General features: G+C 41.7%; 13 protein-coding genes. 10 read left to right on the forward strand and 3 right to left on the reverse strand.

The annotated features are described in order from the left end of the window. Positions 1-40: 40 nt before the first annotated feature. Together ADH31_RS06085 and ADH31_RS06090 are read right to left on the reverse strand one after the other, a co-directional pair. Positions 41-1,006 carry a LacI family DNA-binding transcriptional regulator gene (locus ADH31_RS06085; protein WP_049509576.1) on the reverse strand — a complete coding sequence of 322 codons (966 nt, stop codon included), beginning with the start codon at positions 1,004-1,006 and terminating at the stop codon, positions 41-43. Beyond that, the gene (locus ADH31_RS06090) at positions 987-2,441 is read right to left on the reverse strand and encodes a sucrose-6-phosphate hydrolase (RefSeq protein ID WP_049509577.1); all 1,455 of its coding nucleotides are present in this window, start codon (positions 2,439-2,441) and stop codon (positions 987-989) included. Before ADH31_RS06090 ends, ADH31_RS06085 begins: the two co-directional genes overlap by 20 nt. 361 nt (positions 2,442-2,802) lie before the next feature. Between ADH31_RS06090 and ADH31_RS06095 the strand changes: the two genes are divergently transcribed. Both ADH31_RS06095 and scrK read left to right on the forward strand, forming a co-directional pair. Continuing rightward, positions 2,803-4,686, forward strand: a complete 1,884-nt coding sequence (locus tag ADH31_RS06095; protein WP_049509579.1) for a sucrose-specific PTS transporter subunit IIBC — start codon at positions 2,803-2,805, stop codon at positions 4,684-4,686. Positions 4,687-4,993: 307 nt separating this feature from the next. Further along, positions 4,994-5,881: a fructokinase ScrK gene (gene scrK / locus ADH31_RS06105; RefSeq protein WP_049509581.1), complete on the forward strand. Its 888-nt coding sequence runs from the start codon at positions 4,994-4,996 to the stop codon at positions 5,879-5,881. A 40-nt stretch (positions 5,882-5,921) separates the two neighbouring features. Here scrK and ADH31_RS06110 read toward each other — a convergent pair whose 3' ends face one another. Next, entirely contained in the window at positions 5,922-7,112 is a 1,191-nt protein-coding gene (locus tag ADH31_RS06110) for a cation diffusion facilitator family transporter (RefSeq protein WP_049509582.1), read from the reverse strand. 270 nt (positions 7,113-7,382) lie between these two features. Here ADH31_RS06110 and ADH31_RS06115 point away from each other — a divergent pair, with 270 nt between their 5' ends. From ADH31_RS06115 to ADH31_RS06150, 8 genes are all read left to right on the forward strand, one after another. Then, positions 7,383-10,067: a cation-translocating P-type ATPase gene (locus ADH31_RS06115; protein WP_049509583.1), complete on the forward strand. Its 2,685-nt coding sequence runs from the start codon at positions 7,383-7,385 to the stop codon at positions 10,065-10,067. A 106-nt stretch (positions 10,068-10,173) separates the two neighbouring features. Further along, positions 10,174-10,584: a peptide deformylase gene (locus ADH31_RS06120; protein ID WP_049509585.1), complete on the forward strand. Its 411-nt coding sequence runs from the start codon at positions 10,174-10,176 to the stop codon at positions 10,582-10,584. Positions 10,585-10,629: 45 nt separating this feature from the next. Then, a complete protein-coding gene (yaaA, locus tag ADH31_RS06125; protein WP_049509587.1) occupies positions 10,630-11,352 on the forward strand; it encodes a peroxide stress protein YaaA in 723 nt (240 codons plus the stop codon). Positions 11,353-11,492: 140 nt separating this feature from the next. Then, complete coding sequence (locus ADH31_RS06130; RefSeq protein ID WP_049509589.1) at positions 11,493-12,779, forward strand: homoserine dehydrogenase; 1,287 nt, start codon at positions 11,493-11,495, stop codon at positions 12,777-12,779. A gap of 1 nt (position 12,780) precedes the next feature. Continuing rightward, positions 12,781-13,650: a homoserine kinase gene (thrB, locus tag ADH31_RS06135; RefSeq protein ID WP_049509590.1), complete on the forward strand. Its 870-nt coding sequence runs from the start codon at positions 12,781-12,783 to the stop codon at positions 13,648-13,650. Between the two features lie 123 nt (positions 13,651-13,773). Next, positions 13,774-14,712: a peptide-methionine (R)-S-oxide reductase MsrB gene (gene msrB / locus ADH31_RS06140; protein WP_049509592.1), complete on the forward strand. Its 939-nt coding sequence runs from the start codon at positions 13,774-13,776 to the stop codon at positions 14,710-14,712. 50 nt (positions 14,713-14,762) lie between these two features. Continuing rightward, positions 14,763-16,487, forward strand: a complete 1,725-nt coding sequence (locus ADH31_RS06145; protein ID WP_049509594.1) for an ABC transporter ATP-binding protein — start codon at positions 14,763-14,765, stop codon at positions 16,485-16,487. A 1-nt stretch (position 16,488) separates the two neighbouring features. Then, entirely contained in the window at positions 16,489-18,237 is a 1,749-nt protein-coding gene (locus tag ADH31_RS06150) for an ABC transporter ATP-binding protein (protein WP_049509596.1), read from the forward strand. Positions 18,238-18,381: the final 144 nt, after the last annotated feature.

Raw genomic sequence — 18,381 nt, forward strand, 5'->3', positions numbered from 1 at the left:
GATGGAAGCTGACGTGGTTTGAAGAGATTTTCGAAGAGTATTAAATACTTTTACCTGGTAAGAGACTAACTGGTAAGAAATAACCAGTTGTGGCAACTTCTTTTCCTTCGATTTTTTGAAGGAGTAAATCAACTGTCAGGCGAGCAATTTCTTCCAAAGGTTGTTTAATGGTAGTAAGGTGAGGATAGAAATTCTCGATAAAATAAGTTCCATCATAACCAATAACCTTAAGTTGTTCTGGAACAGAGATACCAAGTTCCTGAGCAATCTTCATTACCAAGATGGCAGTCAAATCATCCGATGCGAAAATAGCATCTGGTTTTTGTTTGGTTAGGATATTTTTGATTTCCATTTCCTTGCGGAGGGGTGAAAAGTCACTGGAAATATTGATAATGGGAGCTTTTGGGAAGATAGAAGCAAAGCCTGCATGGCGAAGTCCAGTTGGTGAATTAGAGTTGTCATTACCTGTAATCATAATGACTGACTTTGCTCCAGTTTTCGCTAAAGTTTGAGCTGCAAGGACTCCACCAGCATAGTTATCAGAAGAAACGACAGGAATGTCTGGCGATAGGTTTCGGTCAAAAGAGATGATTGGTGCTGTGACGCGATTGTAGTCTTCAATCCCCAAGTTATGGCTACCAGAGATAATACCATCAACTTGGTTGGCTTCTAGCATTTCAAGATACTCACGTTCTTTTTCCGAATCGTGCTCACTGTTACAGATGATTGTCTTGTAGCCTTTTTTGAAGAGTTCGTGTTCCAATTTGTCAATCAATTCAGCATAGAAAACATGGCTGATTTTTGGGAAAATCAACCCAATTAACTTGGCTGATTTTCCTTGGAGGCTACGAGCAAGGTTGTTAGGTTTATAGCCCAACTCTCGCATGGCCTCATTGACCTTTTGAATGGTTTTTTCAGACAGATATCCCTTTTTATTGATGACACGTGAAACGGTAGTAGGGCTGACGCCAGCTAATTTTGCGACATCAGTTAGTTTTGCGACCATATTCTAATTCGTAGTAAGTTCCAGTTGGGTTTCCAGATTTAATGAGGATTCCATTTTGATCTTCATGAGGGAAGACACGACCAGAAAATACTTTTTCTCCTTTATTGATGAAAATTTCAAAGACTGAATTATCGATGAAGATATTTACAGTAGTAGCTTGGTTGTCGATTGAACATGAGCGAGTAGTTCCAAATTCTTGAGCATATTGCTCACCTGCTTGACTGCGGTCAACGGTAACTTGACCATTGACAAGGTCGAAATTGATAGAGAGTCCTTTGCCATCTTTATCAGCAAGAAGAACGATTTCACTTTGACTATCAGCTTCTAAGTTAAGCTCAAGCTCGTAGGTGTTTTTAGTTTTAGAACGATTTGAAAATTCCTCTTCTGAAGCACGGAGTTCTTTGATAGCAGCTACAGGATACTGATAGAGTTTGCCATCTTTAATGGTAAGTTCCTTGACCAATGAGAAAGTCCCTTGGTGATCAAAACGATCAGATGGATAAGACACATCTGGCAAACCAAGCCAACTAACTGCCAGAGCACGTCCATCAGGCGCATTGAAGGCCTGAGTAGCGTATGCTTCGAAACCATAGTCTAGATTGTGTAGTTCAGACACATCTACCAAACGAGCATTTTCAGGATCGAAGGAAGCACCAATTTTATACATATTTGGATAGATATTGTCATAGTCAAGGACCTTTTTGTCCAAACCTTGTGGACAGTAGAGAAGGACAGGTTGTTCTCCGACAAAGACAAGATTTGGGCACTCCATCATATAGGCAGTGCGGTCATTGTTGAAGTCCAACTCGCCAACTTCTTGCCAGTTTGTATAATCATTATCGACCGCTTTGTAGAGACGGACAAAACCTTTTTTCTCCAAGTCTTGTCCACCAACGATTGCGTAGTATTGTCCTTTAAAGTTAAAAATCTGTGGATCGCGAAAGTGGTCAGTAGCATCAGCAGGCTGATCAATCAAGACCTTATCAATCTTTTTAATATTTCCATCCTTATCCATCAAGGCACCAATCTGATAAGGGTGGCGAACCCAATTTTCATCACGGACATTTCCTGTATAGAAAAGGAACAATTGATCACCAAACTGCATAGCAGATCCTGAGTAAGCGCCGTGGCTATCCAGTGGAGTATCAGGCAAGATTTTAACACCTGTTTCAGTAAAGTGCACCAAATCGTCACTTTCAAGCTGAACCCAAGATTTTAAACCATGAGCTGCACCAAAGGGGAAGTTTTGGTAAAAGACAACCCACTTACCATCAAAATAAGAAAAACCGTTTGGATCGTTGAGAAGTCCTTCCTTTGGTTCAATGTGATAGCTGACATGCCATGGGGATTGCGCCATCTTTTCTTGGATTTCTTTTCTTTCTTCTTGTGTCCAATCTTCATAGCGTCTATAACGACGCTCGGTAGTCCATTCCATTTCTATTTCCTCCATAAATTCTACTATCTTTATAGTAAACGTTTCCTTATAAAAAAGCAAGTCTTTTATCATAAAATTAAGAAAAAAATGTCAAACGATTGACAGAATGTAGAAGAACTATTTTGTGAAAAATAATGAAAATATGAAAGTTTTTGAAAATTTCAAAGTGAAAACCTTGAGTTTATAGGGTGTTTATTGCTGTATTGATGAAAAAAATAGCAAAAACAATCAAAAAATAAAAATTAGCAAAATTTTTTCTGCAAAACGCTTGACATATTTTTTAAACGTGATAGAATAATATTCGTAGGGCGGATAAAATCGCTTTCAAACAAGAAAAATTTTTATAAGGAGATTTTTGCAAATGACGAATACAGAAATTGCAAAAAAAGTCATCGAAGCCTTGGGCGGACGTGAGAATGTTAACAGTGTAGCCCACTGTGCGACTCGCCTTCGTGTTATGGTTAAAGATGAAGCGAAGATTAACAAAGATGCTATTGAGAACTTGGAAAAAGTTCAAGGTGCTTTCTTTAACTCAGGTCAATACCAAATCATCTTTGGTACTGGTACAGTTAACAAGATGTACGATGAAGTCGTAGCTCTTGGTTTGCCAACATCATCTAAGGATGAGATGAAGGCAGAAGCTGCTAAACAAGGAAATTGGTTCCAACGTGCCATCCGTACTTTCGGTGACGTCTTCGTACCAATCATCCCAGTTATCGTAGCAACTGGTCTCTTCATGGGTGTTCGTGGTCTCTTGAATGCTCTTGGAATGACACTTCCAGAAGATGTGACAACTTACACTCAAATTTTGACTGACACAGCCTTTATCATCTTGCCAGGTTTGGTTGTTTGGTCAACCTTCCGTGTATTCGGTGGTAACCCAGCCGTTGGTATCGTTCTTGGTATGATGCTCGTATCTGGTTCACTTCCAAATGCCTGGGCTGTTGCTTCTGGCGGTGAAGTAACTGCTATGAACTTCTTCGGATTTATCCCAGTTGTTGGTTTGCAAGGTTCAGTTCTTCCAGCCTTCATCATCGGGGTTGTCGGAGCTAAGTTTGAAAAAGCTGTTCGTAGAGTGGTTCCAGATGTACTTGATCTCTTGGTAACACCATTCGTAACACTCCTCGTAATGTCAATTCTTGGTTTGTTTGTTATCGGACCAGTCTTCCACGTTGTTGAAAACTATATCCTTCTTGGAACAAAAGCTATCCTTAACTTGCCATTTGGTCTTGGTGGTTTCTTGATTGGTGGAGTTCACCAAGTTATCGTTGTATCAGGTGTTCACCACATCTTCAACTTGCTTGAAGTTCAATTGCTTGCTGCTGACCATGTTAACCCATTCAACGCTATCATCACAGCTGCAATGACTGCTCAAGGTGCTGCAACAGTAGCCGTTGGTGTGAAAACTAAAAATCCTAAACTTAAAACACTTGCTTTCCCAGCTGCTCTTTCTGCCTTCCTAGGTATTACTGAACCTGCTATCTTCGGGGTTAACTTGCGTTTCCGTAAACCATTCTTCCTTTCATTGATTGCTGGTGCAGTCGGTGGTGGACTTGCTTCAATCCTTGGTCTTGCTGGTACTGGTAATGGTATCACAATCATCCCAGGTACAATGCTTTACATTGGTAACGGACAACTCCCACAATACCTTCTTATGGTAGCTGTATCATTCGCTCTTGGTTTTGCTCTTACTTACATGTTTGGTTATGAAGATGAAGCAGAAGTGACTTCAGAAGCTACAACTGAACGTTTGGCTGACGAAGCAGTAACTGGTACTGTTGTTGCACCTAGCGAAGGTGTCATCCAAACACCAATCGTTGGTGACGTAGTTGCCCTTTCAGACGTTAATGACCCAGTCTTCTCAAGTGGAGCTATGGGACAAGGTATTGCTGTTAAACCTAATCAAGATGTTGTTTACGCACCAGCTGATGCTGAAGTGACAATCGTTTTCCCAACAGGACATGCTTATGGTTTGAAAACCACAAACGGAGCTGAAATCTTGATCCACGTGGGTATCGACACTGTTTCAATGAACGGTGAAGGATTTGACCACAAAGTTGCTCAAGGTGACAAGGTTAAAGCTGGAGATGTTCTTGGAACATTTGATTCAGCTAAGATTGCTGCTGCAGGCCTTGATAATACAACAATGGTTATCGTGACAAACACTGCAGACTTTGCTTCAGTAAATCCAGTTGCTTCTGGATCAGTTGCTAAGGGTGATGCAATCATCGAAGTTAAAGCTTAATACTCTTCGAAAATCAAATTTAAACTGCGTCATACTCGCTTTGCCGTATGTATGTGTTACTGACTTCGTCAGTTCTATCTACAACCTCAAAGCTGTACTTTGAGCAATCCGCAGCTCGATTCCTAGTTTGTTCTTTGATTTTCATTAAGTACACTACTTTCGATTTAATAGATCAAAAAACGAACAAATGTCATGTTTGTTCGTTTTTGATTGAATAGTAAAATTTACAGAGGAAAAACTAAAATATAGAGCAACTTTCCTTCTGGAATTATGCTATAATAGAGAAAATAAAAACTAGAGGTTTATCATGACAAAACTATATGGAAGCTTGGAAGCGGGCGGTACAAAATTTGTCTGTGCTGTCGGTGATGAAAACTTTAATATTGTAGAAAAAACACAATTCCCAACAACAACTCCTATCGAGACAATCGATAAAACTATCGAGTTCTTTTCAAAATTTGATAATCTTGCAGGACTTGCGATTGGATCATTTGGTCCAATTGATATCGACAAAAACTCAAAAACTTATGGTTTTATTACAACTACACCGAAACCTCACTGGGCCAATGTTGATTTGCTTGGTGCTCTTCGTCGCGCTCTAAACGTGCCAATGTACTTCACAACAGACGTAAACAGTTCTGCCTACGGTGAGGTAGTTGCTCGTAATAATGCTGGTGGCCGTATCGAAAACTTAGTTTACTATACAATCGGTACAGGTATCGGAGCTGGTGTTATCCAACGTGGTGAGTTTATCGGTGGTGTGGGACACCCTGAAATGGGTCATTATTATGTGGCTAGACACCCAATGGATATTGAAAAAGAATTCAACGGTGTTTGTCCTTTCCATAAGGGATGTCTGGAAGGCTATGCAGCTGGACCAAGTCTTGAAGCTCGTACAGGTGTTCGTGGGGAAAACATTGAACTCAACAACCCTGTTTGGGATGTTCAAGCCTACTATATCGCTCAAGCCGCGGTTAATGCTACTGTAACTTTCCGACCAGACGTTATCGTATTTGGTGGTGGGGTTATGGCCCAACAACACATGCTTGACCGTGTACGTGAGAAATTTACATCTCTTCTCAATGGTTACCTACCAGTTCCAGATGTACGTGACTATATCGTAACACCAGCTGTAGCAGGTAATGGTTCGGCTACACTTGGAAACTTCGTTCTTGCTAAGAGCGTTGCAAAATAAACATGAAAAATGAGGTCGGAAATTATCCCGGCCTCATTTTTTAGTCTTTTTCTATCTGTGTTTCCTGATGGAAAATATTTTGCCAAGTTTCATGTCTGCGCCAGATACTTGTATGAATAGTATCACCAATCTGATAGCGGATCAGTTTCGTCTTCTGACTAATGGATGTCAAGTGAAGTTCCTTGATAGCAGAGGTTAATTCTTTTTCCTCCTTATAGGCTTCCTTGTCTAGTTCTAGTCCGTCTTGGCGAATATAAATGAAATCTTCAGCCAGTAATTCTTCCAATTGATTTCCTTGGTCAATCAGTTGCTCTCTCATGAGTAATTTTTTATAGACATTATCTAGGATTTCATCCTCAGGAATCGGTGCTGGTTCAATGTGGATATCGGTATCAAAGACACCAAAGCGTTCTGATAACATGGATTCAACCTGATCCGCAATTTCGTGGCTTTCGAAAACGGAGAGATCTGGATTCATCTCGAGAGTGATGTCCAGATAGATATTACTTCCGTAAGTACGACCGCGTTGTGATTTGACCTTGCTAATCTTAGGAATTTCCATGATAGCCTTTTGATAATCTTCCAACAAATGTTCATCAAAACCATCTGAAAGACTGAAAGACGACTCGATAAAGATATCATAGGCAGTCTTGAGGATAAAGAAGGTAATGACGATGGCAACCAATTTATCCACGAGAGGGAAGTTAAAACTGCTGGCTAGGATGGCGATAGTGGTTCCGAGTGAAGTGACTGCATCTGATAGATTGTCCTTGGCAGCCGCTTTAAGCGCCTTAGATTTGGACTGCTTGCTGAGGTGGGTGTTGTAGAGATAAACAGCAAACATAATCACAGCAGAGATCACTCCTAGAATCGCTCCCAGTGGGTCAATCACTGTTTCTTCGCGACTAATAATCTTTTGAATCGTATCTCGCAAGACATCAAAACCAACATAGAACATGATGATTGAAGTGATGAGGCTTGCCAAGTCCTCGATTTTCCAGTGACCGAAACGATGGTCTCTATCTGCTGGTTGGCGGGCCAAACGAATCCCAATGAGGAGGGCAACATTTCCGATGATATCAGAAACGTTGTTGAAACCATCTGCCACCAAACTGGACGAGTGAAGGAGGTGGCCGGTTGCTAACTTAGCTGCAGACAAGAATAGATAGGTCAAAATACTGATAATTGCACCACGCTCAGCCAATTTTAAGTTTGAAACCGATTGATTCATTTAACTCCCTTTCTAAGATTTTCATATCCTACCATTATACTGGTTTTTCATGGAAAATTCAAATGGAGGAAGTAAGCTAATTCCACCTCAAAACTTGAAAACTTTTGAAAATCTGTTATAATAGAACTACTCAAGGGAGTAGCTGGCGGGAAACCGCGATAGTGTCGTCATTCCGAATTATTTCCGGCACTATATTAAACAGCGAGACTTGTTTTTTAAAAAAACAGGTCTCTTTTTTTGTAAAAAGAGGCCAAAAAGGAGGAGACTGTTTTGTCAAAAGAACAAAATAAAGACTTGTTTTACACGCAATCTTCTGAGGAAGTCCTAAAGAACTTGGACTCATCTGTTGAAGGTTTGTCAACTGCCCAGGCTCAAGAACGCTTAGCGACTTATGGTCGAAATGAGTTAGAAGAGGGCGAAAAACGTAGCCTACTAGCTAAATTCCTTGATCAATTTAAGGATTTGATGATCATCATCTTACTAGCGGCAGCGGCACTTTCTGTAATTACAGAAGGAATGGATGGTTTAACAGATGCCATTATTATCTTGGCCGTAGTTGTTCTTAATGCAGCCTTTGGTGTTTACCAAGAAGGTCAAGCAGAAGCAGCAATTGAAGCTCTGAAAAACATGTCTAGCCCGATGGCTCGTGTTCGTCGTGATGGTCATGTCATTGAGATCGACTCAAAAGAATTGGTACCTGGAGATATCGTCTTGCTTGAAGCGGGAGATGTGGTGCCTGCCGATATGCGTTTGCTTGAAGCGGCGTCTCTTAAAATCGAAGAAGCTGCTCTTACTGGTGAATCTGTACCAGTTGAAAAAGATATTACTCAAGTAGTAGAAGCAGATGCTGGTATTGGGGACCGCGTTAATATGGGTTACCAAAACTCGAACGTAACTTACGGTCGTGGTATTGGTGTCGTGACTAACACTGGTATGTATACTGAAGTTGGTAAGATTGCGGATATGTTGGCCAATGCCGATGAGACAGAAACACCATTGAAGCAAAGCTTGGAACAATTATCTAAGGCCTTGACTTACTTAATCGTTGTGATTGCGATTATCACTTTCTTGGTTGGTGTCTTCGTCCGTGGGGAACATCCATTAGAAGGTTTGATGGTTGCAGTAGCCCTTGCGGTTGCGGCGATTCCAGAAGGTCTCCCTGCCATTGTAACCATCGTTCTCTCTTTGGGAACAACAACCCTTGCCAAACGTAATTCAATCGTTCGTAAATTACCAGCGGTTGAAACACTTGGTTCAACAGAAATCATCGCATCTGATAAAACAGGTACCTTGACCATGAACCAAATGACGGTTGAAAAAGTCTATACTAATGGTCAATTGCAAAGCTCAGCAGCTGAGATTGCTGCTAGCAACAATACCCTTCGCATCATGAACTTTGCCAATGATACCAAGGTGGACCCATCTGGTAAATTGATTGGTGACCCAACTGAGACAGCCCTTGTACAGTTTGGTTTGGATCACAACTTTGACGTTCGTGAAATTCTGAAAGATGAGCCACGTGTTGCAGAATTGCCATTTGACTCAGACCGTAAGCTTATGTCCACCATCCATAAAGAAGCAGATGGTTCATACTTTATCGCTGTCAAGGGTGCCCCTGACCAATTGCTCAAGCGTGTGACTCGTATTGAAGTTAATGGGGAAGTTCGTCCAATCACAGAAGAAGACAAACAAGCTATCCTTGCTACCAACAAAGATTTGGCTAAACAAGCCCTTCGTGTCTTGATGATGGCTTATAAGACAAGCGATGAAATTCCAACCTTGGAATCTGAAATTGTTGAGTCTGACCTCATCTTCTCTGGTTTAGTCGGCATGATTGACCCTGAGCGTCCAGAAGCAGCAGAAGCTGTCCGTGTCGCTAAGGAAGCAGGTATCCGTCCAATCATGATTACGGGTGACCACCAAGATACAGCAGAAGCTATTGCCAAACGTCTTGGAATCATTGATCCAAATGATACTGAAGACCATGTCTTCACGGGTGCTGAGTTGAATGAACTCACTGATGAAGAATTCCAAAAAGTCTTTAAGCAATACTCTGTTTATGCTCGTGTGTCTCCTGAACACAAGGTTCGTATCGTGAAAGCATGGCAAAAAGAAGGTAAAGTTGTTGCCATGACTGGTGACGGGGTTAATGACGCGCCATCACTTAAGACAGCTGATATCGGTATCGGTATGGGGATTACTGGTACAGAGGTTTCTAAGGGAGCTTCTGACATGGTCCTTGCTGATGACAACTTCGCAACCATTATCGTAGCGGTTGAAGAAGGACGTAAGGTCTTCTCAAATATCCAAAAATCCATTCAGTATCTCTTGTCTGCCAATATGGCTGAAGTCTTCACCATCTTCTTTGCAACCCTATTTGGTTGGGATGTGTTGCAACCAGTGCATCTTCTCTGGATTAACTTGGTAACAGATACTCTTCCAGCTATCGCTCTTGGGGTTGAACCAGCTGAGCCAGGCGTTATGACTCACAAACCTCGTGGACGTAAGTCTAACTTCTTTGATGGTGGTGTCTTCGGAGCAATCATTTATCAAGGAATCTTCCAAACCATGCTAGTTCTAGGTGTTTATGGTTGGGCTCTTCTCTTCCCAGAGCACCAAAGTCATACTGAAATCCATGCGGATGCCCTTACCATGGCTTTTGCAACTCTCGGTTTGATCCAATTGCTCCATGCCTTTAACGTTAAGTCGGTTTACCAATCTATCTTTAAAGTGGGACTCTTTACCAACAAGACCTTTAACTGGTCTATCCCAGTTGCCTTCGTCCTCTTTGTGGTGACAATTTTGGTTCCTGGATTTAACAGTCTCTTCCACGTTTCTCATTTGAGCTTGACTCAATGGATGGTGGTCGCTGTTGGAGCGCTTATGATTGTAGTCCTTGTTGAGATTGTCAAAGCAGTTCAACGAGCACTTGGAAAGGATAAAAACGCCATTTAAGCATTGAAAAGTCATCTTCGGATGGCTTTTTTGTTTTTATATAAAGATAAAAGTCAATAGATTTTGTGCTATAATCAAGTAGAGAAAAAGATGGAGGAAAGAAGACTTGGAAAAGAAAATCGTAAGAGATATGATATTTTTATCACAGGTATCCCAGCCTGCTAGTCAGGAGGATTTACCTCTAGCAAAGGATTTACAAGATACCCTGCAGGCTAATCGAGAGACCTGTGTTGGACTAGCAGCCAATATGATTGGGGTGCAAAAGCGAGTGATTATTTTTAATATCGGCATGATTCCCATGGTCATGTTTAATCCCGTTCTCAAGTCTTTTGAAGGGCCTTACGAGACCGAGGAAGGATGTTTGTCTCTGACGGGTGTGAGACCGACAACCAGGTATGAAAAAATTACCGTATCCTATAGAGATGTTCATTGGAAAGAACAGACCATTACCCTGACAGGTTTTCCGGCTCAGATCTGTCAGCATGAACTCGATCATTTAGAAGGTCGTATTATTTAAGCTCAAATCCTTGGTAGTCCTAAAAAAATATGCTACACTAACACTATGAAAATTCTAATCCCAACCGCAAAAGAAATGAACACCGAAATTCCTAGTTTAGAGGCAAAACCTTTGTCTCCTGAAAGTCAGGCTGTACTAGACGAACTAACTATATATTCTGCTCAAGAACTGGAAAATTTTTATAAAATTTCTGCTGAAAAAGCACAAGAAGAGTATGAACGCATCCAAGCTTTAAAAAAAGGGACTGCAAACTCTTATCCTGCCTTGTACCTCTTTGATGGACTCATGTATCGCAACATCAAACGAGAAAATCTAACCAAGGCGGAGCAAGCCTATCTGGAGAAACACCTCATGATAACGTCAGCTCTTTACGGTGTGATTCCAGCTTTTGCACCGATTGCACCTCACAGACTGGACTTTTTGATGAAGCTTAAAATCGCTGGAAAAAGCCTGAAAAGTCACTGGCAGTCAGCTTATGAAGAGTCGGTGAAGGGTGAAGAATTAATCTTTTCACTCTTGTCTTCGGAGTTTGAAAATGTCTTTCCAAAAGAAATCCGTGAAAAAATGGTGACCTTTAAGTTTATGGAAGACAGAGATGGAAAACTTAAAGTCCACTCAACCATTTCAAAGAAAGCTAGAGGTGCTTTCTTAACAGCCTTGATGGAAAATCAGGTGACTTCGGTAGAAGAAATCAAAAAGCTCAGCTTTGCTGGTTTCCACTATCGAGAAGACCTGTCTACTGGCAAGGAATTGGCTTTTGTGAAATAGATTGAAAATAGCGTCTGTCCTAGGTTGTATCAGGGCAGGCTTTTTTATGATTTGACGCTTCTATTTTTAGTTCAGAATGGTAGGAATTTTCTCACAATTTTGGTATAATAGGGCTATTAGAAAATTTCGAGGAGACAAATATGTCAGTTAAGATTGCTTTACTTGGATTTGGTACAGTAGCCAGTGGTGTGCCATTCTTACTAAAGGAAAATGGAGAAAAAATTGTTCAAGCAGCACATTCAGAAATTGAAGTAGCCAAGGTTTTGGTCAAAGACGATGAAGAGAAAGCACGCTTGCTTGAGGCAGGAAATGATTTTAATTTTGTAACAAATATCGATGAAATCTTGTCAGACAAAGACATCACTATCGTTGTTGAGTTGATGGGACGTATCGAGCCTGCTAAAACATTTATCACTCGTGCATTAGAAGCAGGAAAACACGTCGTGACAGCCAACAAGGACCTTTTGGCTGTTCATGGTGCAGAATTGCTTGAGATTGCTAAAGCTCATAATGTTGCTCTTTACTATGAAGCAGCTGTTGCGGGAGGAATTCCAATCCTTCGTACCTTGGTTAACTCACTAGCATCAGACAAAATCACACGTGTTCTTGGTGTTGTCAACGGAACTTCTAACTTCATGATGACTAAAATGGTAACCGAAGGTTGGTCTTACGAGGATGCTTTAGCAGAAGCCCAACGACTTGGCTTTGCTGAAAGCGATCCAACCAATGACGTTGACGGGATTGATGCAGCCTACAAGATGGTCATCCTTAGCCAGTTTGCATTTGGGATGAATGTCAAATTTGAAGATGTGGCCCATCAAGGAATCCGCAACATCACTCCAGAGGATGTGGCAGTTGCCCAAGATCTTGGGTATGTGGTTAAATTAGTAGGTTCTATCGAAGAAACACCATCTGGAATCGCTGCCGAGGTTACACCAACCTTCCTTCCTAAGGCTCACCCACTTGCAAGTGTCAATGGTGTCATGAATGCAGTCTTTGTGGAGTCTATTGGTATCGGTGAATCTATGTACTATGGACCAGGTGCCGGACAAAAACCAACTGCGACGAGTGTCGTAGCTGATATCGTTCGTATCGTTCGTCGTTTGAATGACGGTACTATTGGAAAAGCCTTTAACGAATACAGCCGTCCAGTAGTCTTGGCTCAGCCAGAAGATGTCAAAGCCAACTACTATTTCTCAATCTTGGCACCAGATTCAAAAGGTCAAGTCTTGAAATTGGCTGAACTCTTTAATGCAGAAGATATTTCCTTCAAGCAAATCCTTCAAGATGGCAAGCAAGAAGGCAAGGCTCGTGTCGTCATCATCAGCCATAAGATCAACAAGGCACAGCTTGAAAATATTACATCAGCTTTGAAGGGTGTAGCTGAATTTGAACTTCTCAACACCTTCAAGGTTTTAGGAGACTAAGATGAAGATTATTGTACCTGCTACAAGTGCCAATGTGGGTCCAGGTTTTGACTCGGTTGGTGTAGCTGTAACTAAGTATCTAGAAATTCAGGTTTGTGAAGAACGTGAAGAATGGATGATTGAGCACCAACTAGGTAAATGGATTCCACGTGACGAACGTAATCTTTTGCTGAAGATTGCTCTACAAATTGTTCCAGACCTACAACCAAGACGTCTGAAAATGATTAGTGATATTCCACTTGCGCGTGGACTAGGTTCTTCTAGTTCTGTCATCGTTGCAGGGATTGAACTGGCAAATCAATTAGGAAATCTTAAATTAAGCGATCACGACAAATTGCAATTGGCGACTAAGATTGAAGGCCATCCTGATAATGTTGCGCCAGCTATCTATGGTAATCTGGTCATTGCGAGCTCAGTCGAAGGTCAGGTTTCAGCTGTTGTGGCGCCTTTCCCAGAGTGTGCTTTCCTAGCTTATATTCCAAACTATGAATTGCGAACTCGCGATAGTCGTGGTGTCTTACCTAAGAAATTATCATACAAGGAAGCTGTTGCAGCAAGTTCTATCGCCAATGTGGCTATCGCAGCTCTACTGACAGGAGATATGGTCAAAGCTGGCCAAGCTATCGAGAGTGACCTCTTCCACGAGCGTTACCGTCAAGACTTGGTGCGAGAATTTGCGACCATCAAGAAAGTTGCCAAGAGAAACGGTGCTTATGCGACCTACTTGTCTGGCGCTGGGCCTACTGTCATGGTTCTAGCTGATCCTGATAAGATGCCGAAGATTAAGGCAGAGCTTGAAAAACAACCGTTCAAAGGCAAACTTCATGATTTGCAAGTAGACACACAAGGCGTGCGCGTCGAAGAAAAATAAATATAGCGATAGGATGGGGAAACTCTCTATTAGAGGGCTTCCTATCCTTTTTTTGAAAATGAAAGATGGGATATGAAATGTTTCCCACTTTTACTGACCGATAGATGGTCAAGGAGGTATGAGATGGCAGAAATATATTTAGCAGGTGGTTGTTTTTGGGGCTTGGAAGAATATTTTTCCAGAATTTCTGGAGTGCTGCAAACAAGTGTTGGTTACGCTAATGGTCAAGTTGAAACCACCAATTATCAATTAATCAAAGAAACAGATCATGCAGAGACTGTTCAAGTTATTTATGATGAAAAGGCAGTCTCGCTCCGTGAGATTTTGCTTTATTATTTCCGAGTCATTGATCCATTGTCTGTCAATCAACAAGGAAATGACCGTGGCCGTCAATATCGTACAGGGATTTATTATCAAGATGAAGAGGATTTACCGACTATCTATGCCCTTGTCCAAGAGCAGGAGCGCATGCTCGGTCGCAAGATAGCGGTAGAAGTGGAGAAACTCCGTCACTATATCCTGGCTGAGGACTATCACCAAGACTACCTCAAGAAAAATCCTGGTGGTTATTGCCACATTGATGTGAGGGATGCTGAAAAACCACTGATAGATGCCGCCAACTATGAAAAGCCTAGTCAGGCAACGTTACGAGAAAATTTGTCAGAAGAGTCTTACCGAGTTACGCAAGAAGCTGCGACGGAAGCTCCCTTTAGCAATGCCTATGATCAAACCTTTGAGGAAGGAATTTATGTCGATATCACGACAGGAGAGCCCCTATTCTTTGCCAAGGATAAGTTTGCATCAGGCTGCGGTTGGCCAAGTTTTAGTAGACCAATTTCTAAAGAGCTCATCCATTACTACCAAGACTTAAGTCATGGTATGGAGCGAATCGAAGTCCGTTCACGTTCTGGCAATGCTCACTTGGGACATGTCTTTACTGATGGACCTCAGGAGCTAGGTGGTTTACGCTATTGTATCAATTCTGCCTCTCTACGATTCATCGCTAAGGATGAAATGGAAAAGGCTGGTTATGGCTACCTACTTCCATATTTGAACAAGTAAAAAAGACGGTGGTTTTTCCACCTTCTTCATTTTGAAAATAGAAGGGACTTATGAAACACTTACTTTCTTACTTTAAACCTTACATTAAGGAATCTTTCCTATCACCTCTGTTTAAATTGCTAGAAGCTGTTTTTGAACTATTAGTTCCTATGATTATAGCTGGGATTGTTGACCAATCCATCCCTCAAAAAGATCAGGGTCATCTGTGGATGCAAATGGGCCTCCTCTTTTTGTTTGCAGTTATCGGTGTTTTGGTGGCTTTGGTTGCCCAATTTTACTCAGCTAAGGCAGCAGTCGGCTTCACCAAGGAGTTGACCAATGACCTCTATCGTCATATTCTCTCCTTGCCAAAGGATAGTCGAGACCGTTTGACGACTTCGAGTTTGGTGACGCCTTTGACTTCAGATACCTACCAGATTCAGACAGGAATCAATCAATTTTTACGCTTGTTTTTAAGGGCTCCTATTATTGTTTTCGGTGCCATTTTTATGGCATATCGTCTCTCGCCTGAATTGACCTTCTGGTTTTTGGTCATGGTTGTCATTTTGACCTTTGTCATTGTCGTGTTATCGCGCTTGGTCAATCCTCTTTATAGCATTTTGAGAAAGAAAACAGACCAGCTGGTTCAGGAAACACGCCAACAGATACAAGGTATGCGTGTGATTCGTGCTTTTGGCCAAGAAAAACGAGAAATTGAAAATTTCCAAGTACTAAACCAAGTCTATATGGCTATCCAAATGAAAACAGGATACTGGTCTAGTCTCTTGACCCCCTTGACCTATTTGATCGTCAACGGAACTTTGCTGGTGATTATCTGGAATGGTTATCTTTCTATCCAAGGAGGCTGGCTCAGTCAGGGTGCCTTGATTGCCCTAATCAACTATCTCTTACAGATCTTGGTAGAGTTGATTAAACTAGCCATGCTGATTAATTCACTCAACCAGTCCTATATATCAGCTAAGCGGATTGAGGAAGTCTTCGCTGAAGAACCTGAAGATATTCATTCTGAGATTCAGGTGGGGAAAGTGTCTCGGAATCAAGTTTTACATGTTCATCACTTGAGCTTTACTTACCCAGATGCTGCCCAACCATCCTTGAGAAATCTTTCTTTTGATATGCAACAAGGGCAGATTCTTGGGATTATAGGGGGAACTGGTTCTGGTAAGTCAACCTTAGTGCAGGTCCTACTTGGCCTTTATCTGGCAGATAAGGGAAGCATTTCCCTTTATCGAGATGGACGTAGTCCTCGCGATCTTTCTGAATGGCGTTCTTGGATGGCCTATGTCCCTCAAAAGGTTGAACTTTTTAAAGGGACTATTCGTTCTAATTTGACTCTGGGTATGGAAGAGCCTGTCTCGGACCAAGAACTCTGGCAGGCCTTGGAAATTGCCCAGGCCAAGGACTTTGTCAGCGATAAGGAAGGTCAGCTGGACGCAGTGGTTGAAGCGGGTGGCCGTAATTTCTCAGGTGGGCAAAAGCAACGTTTATCAATTGCCCGAGCAGTTTTACGTCAAGCTCCTTTTCTCATCTTGGACGATGCGACTTCAGCCCTTGATGCCATTACTGAGTCCAATCTTCTAAAGGCCATTCAGGAGAACTTGCCAGATACTAGCTTGATCTTGATTTCCCAACGAACTTCAACCTTGAAGATTGCAGACAAAATTCTCCTTTTAGAAAAAGGTCAGCAATTAGCGCTTGGAAATCATGAGGAATTGATGAAATCTAGCCAAGTCTATCGTGAAATCAATGCATCCCAACATGGAAAGGAGGACTAGAATGAAAGGTAAACATGCAAGTCAAACCCTCAAACGTTTGGCAAAAGATTTAGCAAGTCATCCCATCCTTCTTTTCCTAGCTTTCTTGGGAACCATTGCCCAAGTGGCCCTATCAATCTATCTTCCAATCTTGATTGGACAAGTAATTGACCAAGTCTTAGTGACGGACTCATCTCAGGTGTTTTGGCAGATTTTCCTCCAGATGATATTGGTGGTTATAGGAAATACACTGGTACAATGGGCCAATCCTCTCCTCTATAACCGCCTCATTTTCTCCTATACCAGAGATTTACGTGAAAAAATCATTGAAAAACTCCATCGTCTCCCGATTGCCCTTGTGGACAGACAGGGGAGTGGAGAAATGGTTAGCCGTGTGACGACAGATATTGAACAGTTAGCAGCGGGACTGAATATGATTTTCAACCAATTTTTCATCGGAGTTCTGATGATTTTGGTCAGTATCCTTGCTATGCTTCAAATTCATCTTTTGATGACTCTATTAGTTCTGCTCTTAACACCTCTGTCTATGGTCATTTCACGCTTTATTGCCAAGAGATCCTACCATCTCTTTCAAAAACAGACAGAGTTTAGGGGGATTCAAACCCAGTTGATTGAAGAATCGCTCACCCAACAGACTATAATCCAGTCTTTTAATGCCCAGGAAGAATTTATCGAGAGACTTCATGAGGTAAATGATAGCTATGCAGGTTATTCTCAGTCAGCTATCTTTTATTCTTCGACAGTCAATCCTTCAACCCGTTTTGTCAATGCCCTCATTTATGCCCTTCTTGCTGGAGTAGGGGCCTTGCGTATCATGGCTGGTTCCACTTTAACAGTTGGACGTTTGGTAACCTTTTTGAACTATGTGCAGCAGTATACCAAGCCTTTTAACGATATCTCATCAGTCTTAGCAGAGTTGCAAAGTGCCTTGGCTTGTGCTGAACGTGTTTATGCAGTTTTAGAAAGCCCTGAGATTACAGAAACTGGTCTTAAAGAATTGAACAACGACCAAGTCAAAGGAGCTATTTCCTTTAAACATGTTTCTTTTGGATACAACCCTGAAAAAATCTTGATCAAGGACTTGTCTATTGACATTTCAGCTGGTAGTAAGGTTGCCATCGTTGGACCAACAGGTGCTGGGAAGTCTACCCTTATCAATCTCCTCATGCGTTTTTACCCGATTAACTCTGGAGATATTTTATTGGATGGTCATTCGATTTATGACTATACCCGAGCTTCTCTTCGACAGCAGTTTGGAATGGTGCTTCAAGAAACTTGGCTCAAGCAAGGAAGCATTCATGACAATGTTGCCTTTGGCAATCCTGATGCTAGCCGAGATCAGGTTATTGCGGCAGCTAAGGCAGCTAACGCAGATTTCTTTATCCAACAGTTGCCACAGGGTTATGATACCAAGCTTGAAAATGCAGGGGAATCCTTGTCTGTTGGTCAGGCTCAGCTCTTAACCATTGCCCGTGTCTTTCTAGCCATTCCTAAGATTCTTATCTTAGATGAAGCGACTTCATCCATCGATACCCGGACAGAGGTCTTGGTTCAGGATGCCTTTGCCAAACTCATGAAGGGACGGACAAGCTTCATCATCGCCCATCGTTTGTCTACCATTCAAGATGCTGATTTGATTCTTGTCTTGGTGGATGGAGATATTGTCGAGTATGGCAATCATCAGGAACTCATGGCTAGAAAAGGCAAATACTATCAAATGCAAGAAGCAGCTGCTTTTAGTCCAGAATAGACTTTTAATCGTTTATAAAGCAATAAGCAAATACAGAATAAAAGTTGCCTTCGGGTGACTTTTTTGTTACAATAGCTAGAAAAATTATCTAGTATGAAAGCTAATACTCAATGAAAATCAAAGAGCAAACTAGGAAGCTAGCCG

The organism is Streptococcus pseudopneumoniae, assembly GCF_001072375.1.
GTDB classification, from domain to species: domain Bacteria; phylum Bacillota; class Bacilli; order Lactobacillales; family Streptococcaceae; genus Streptococcus; species Streptococcus pseudopneumoniae_L.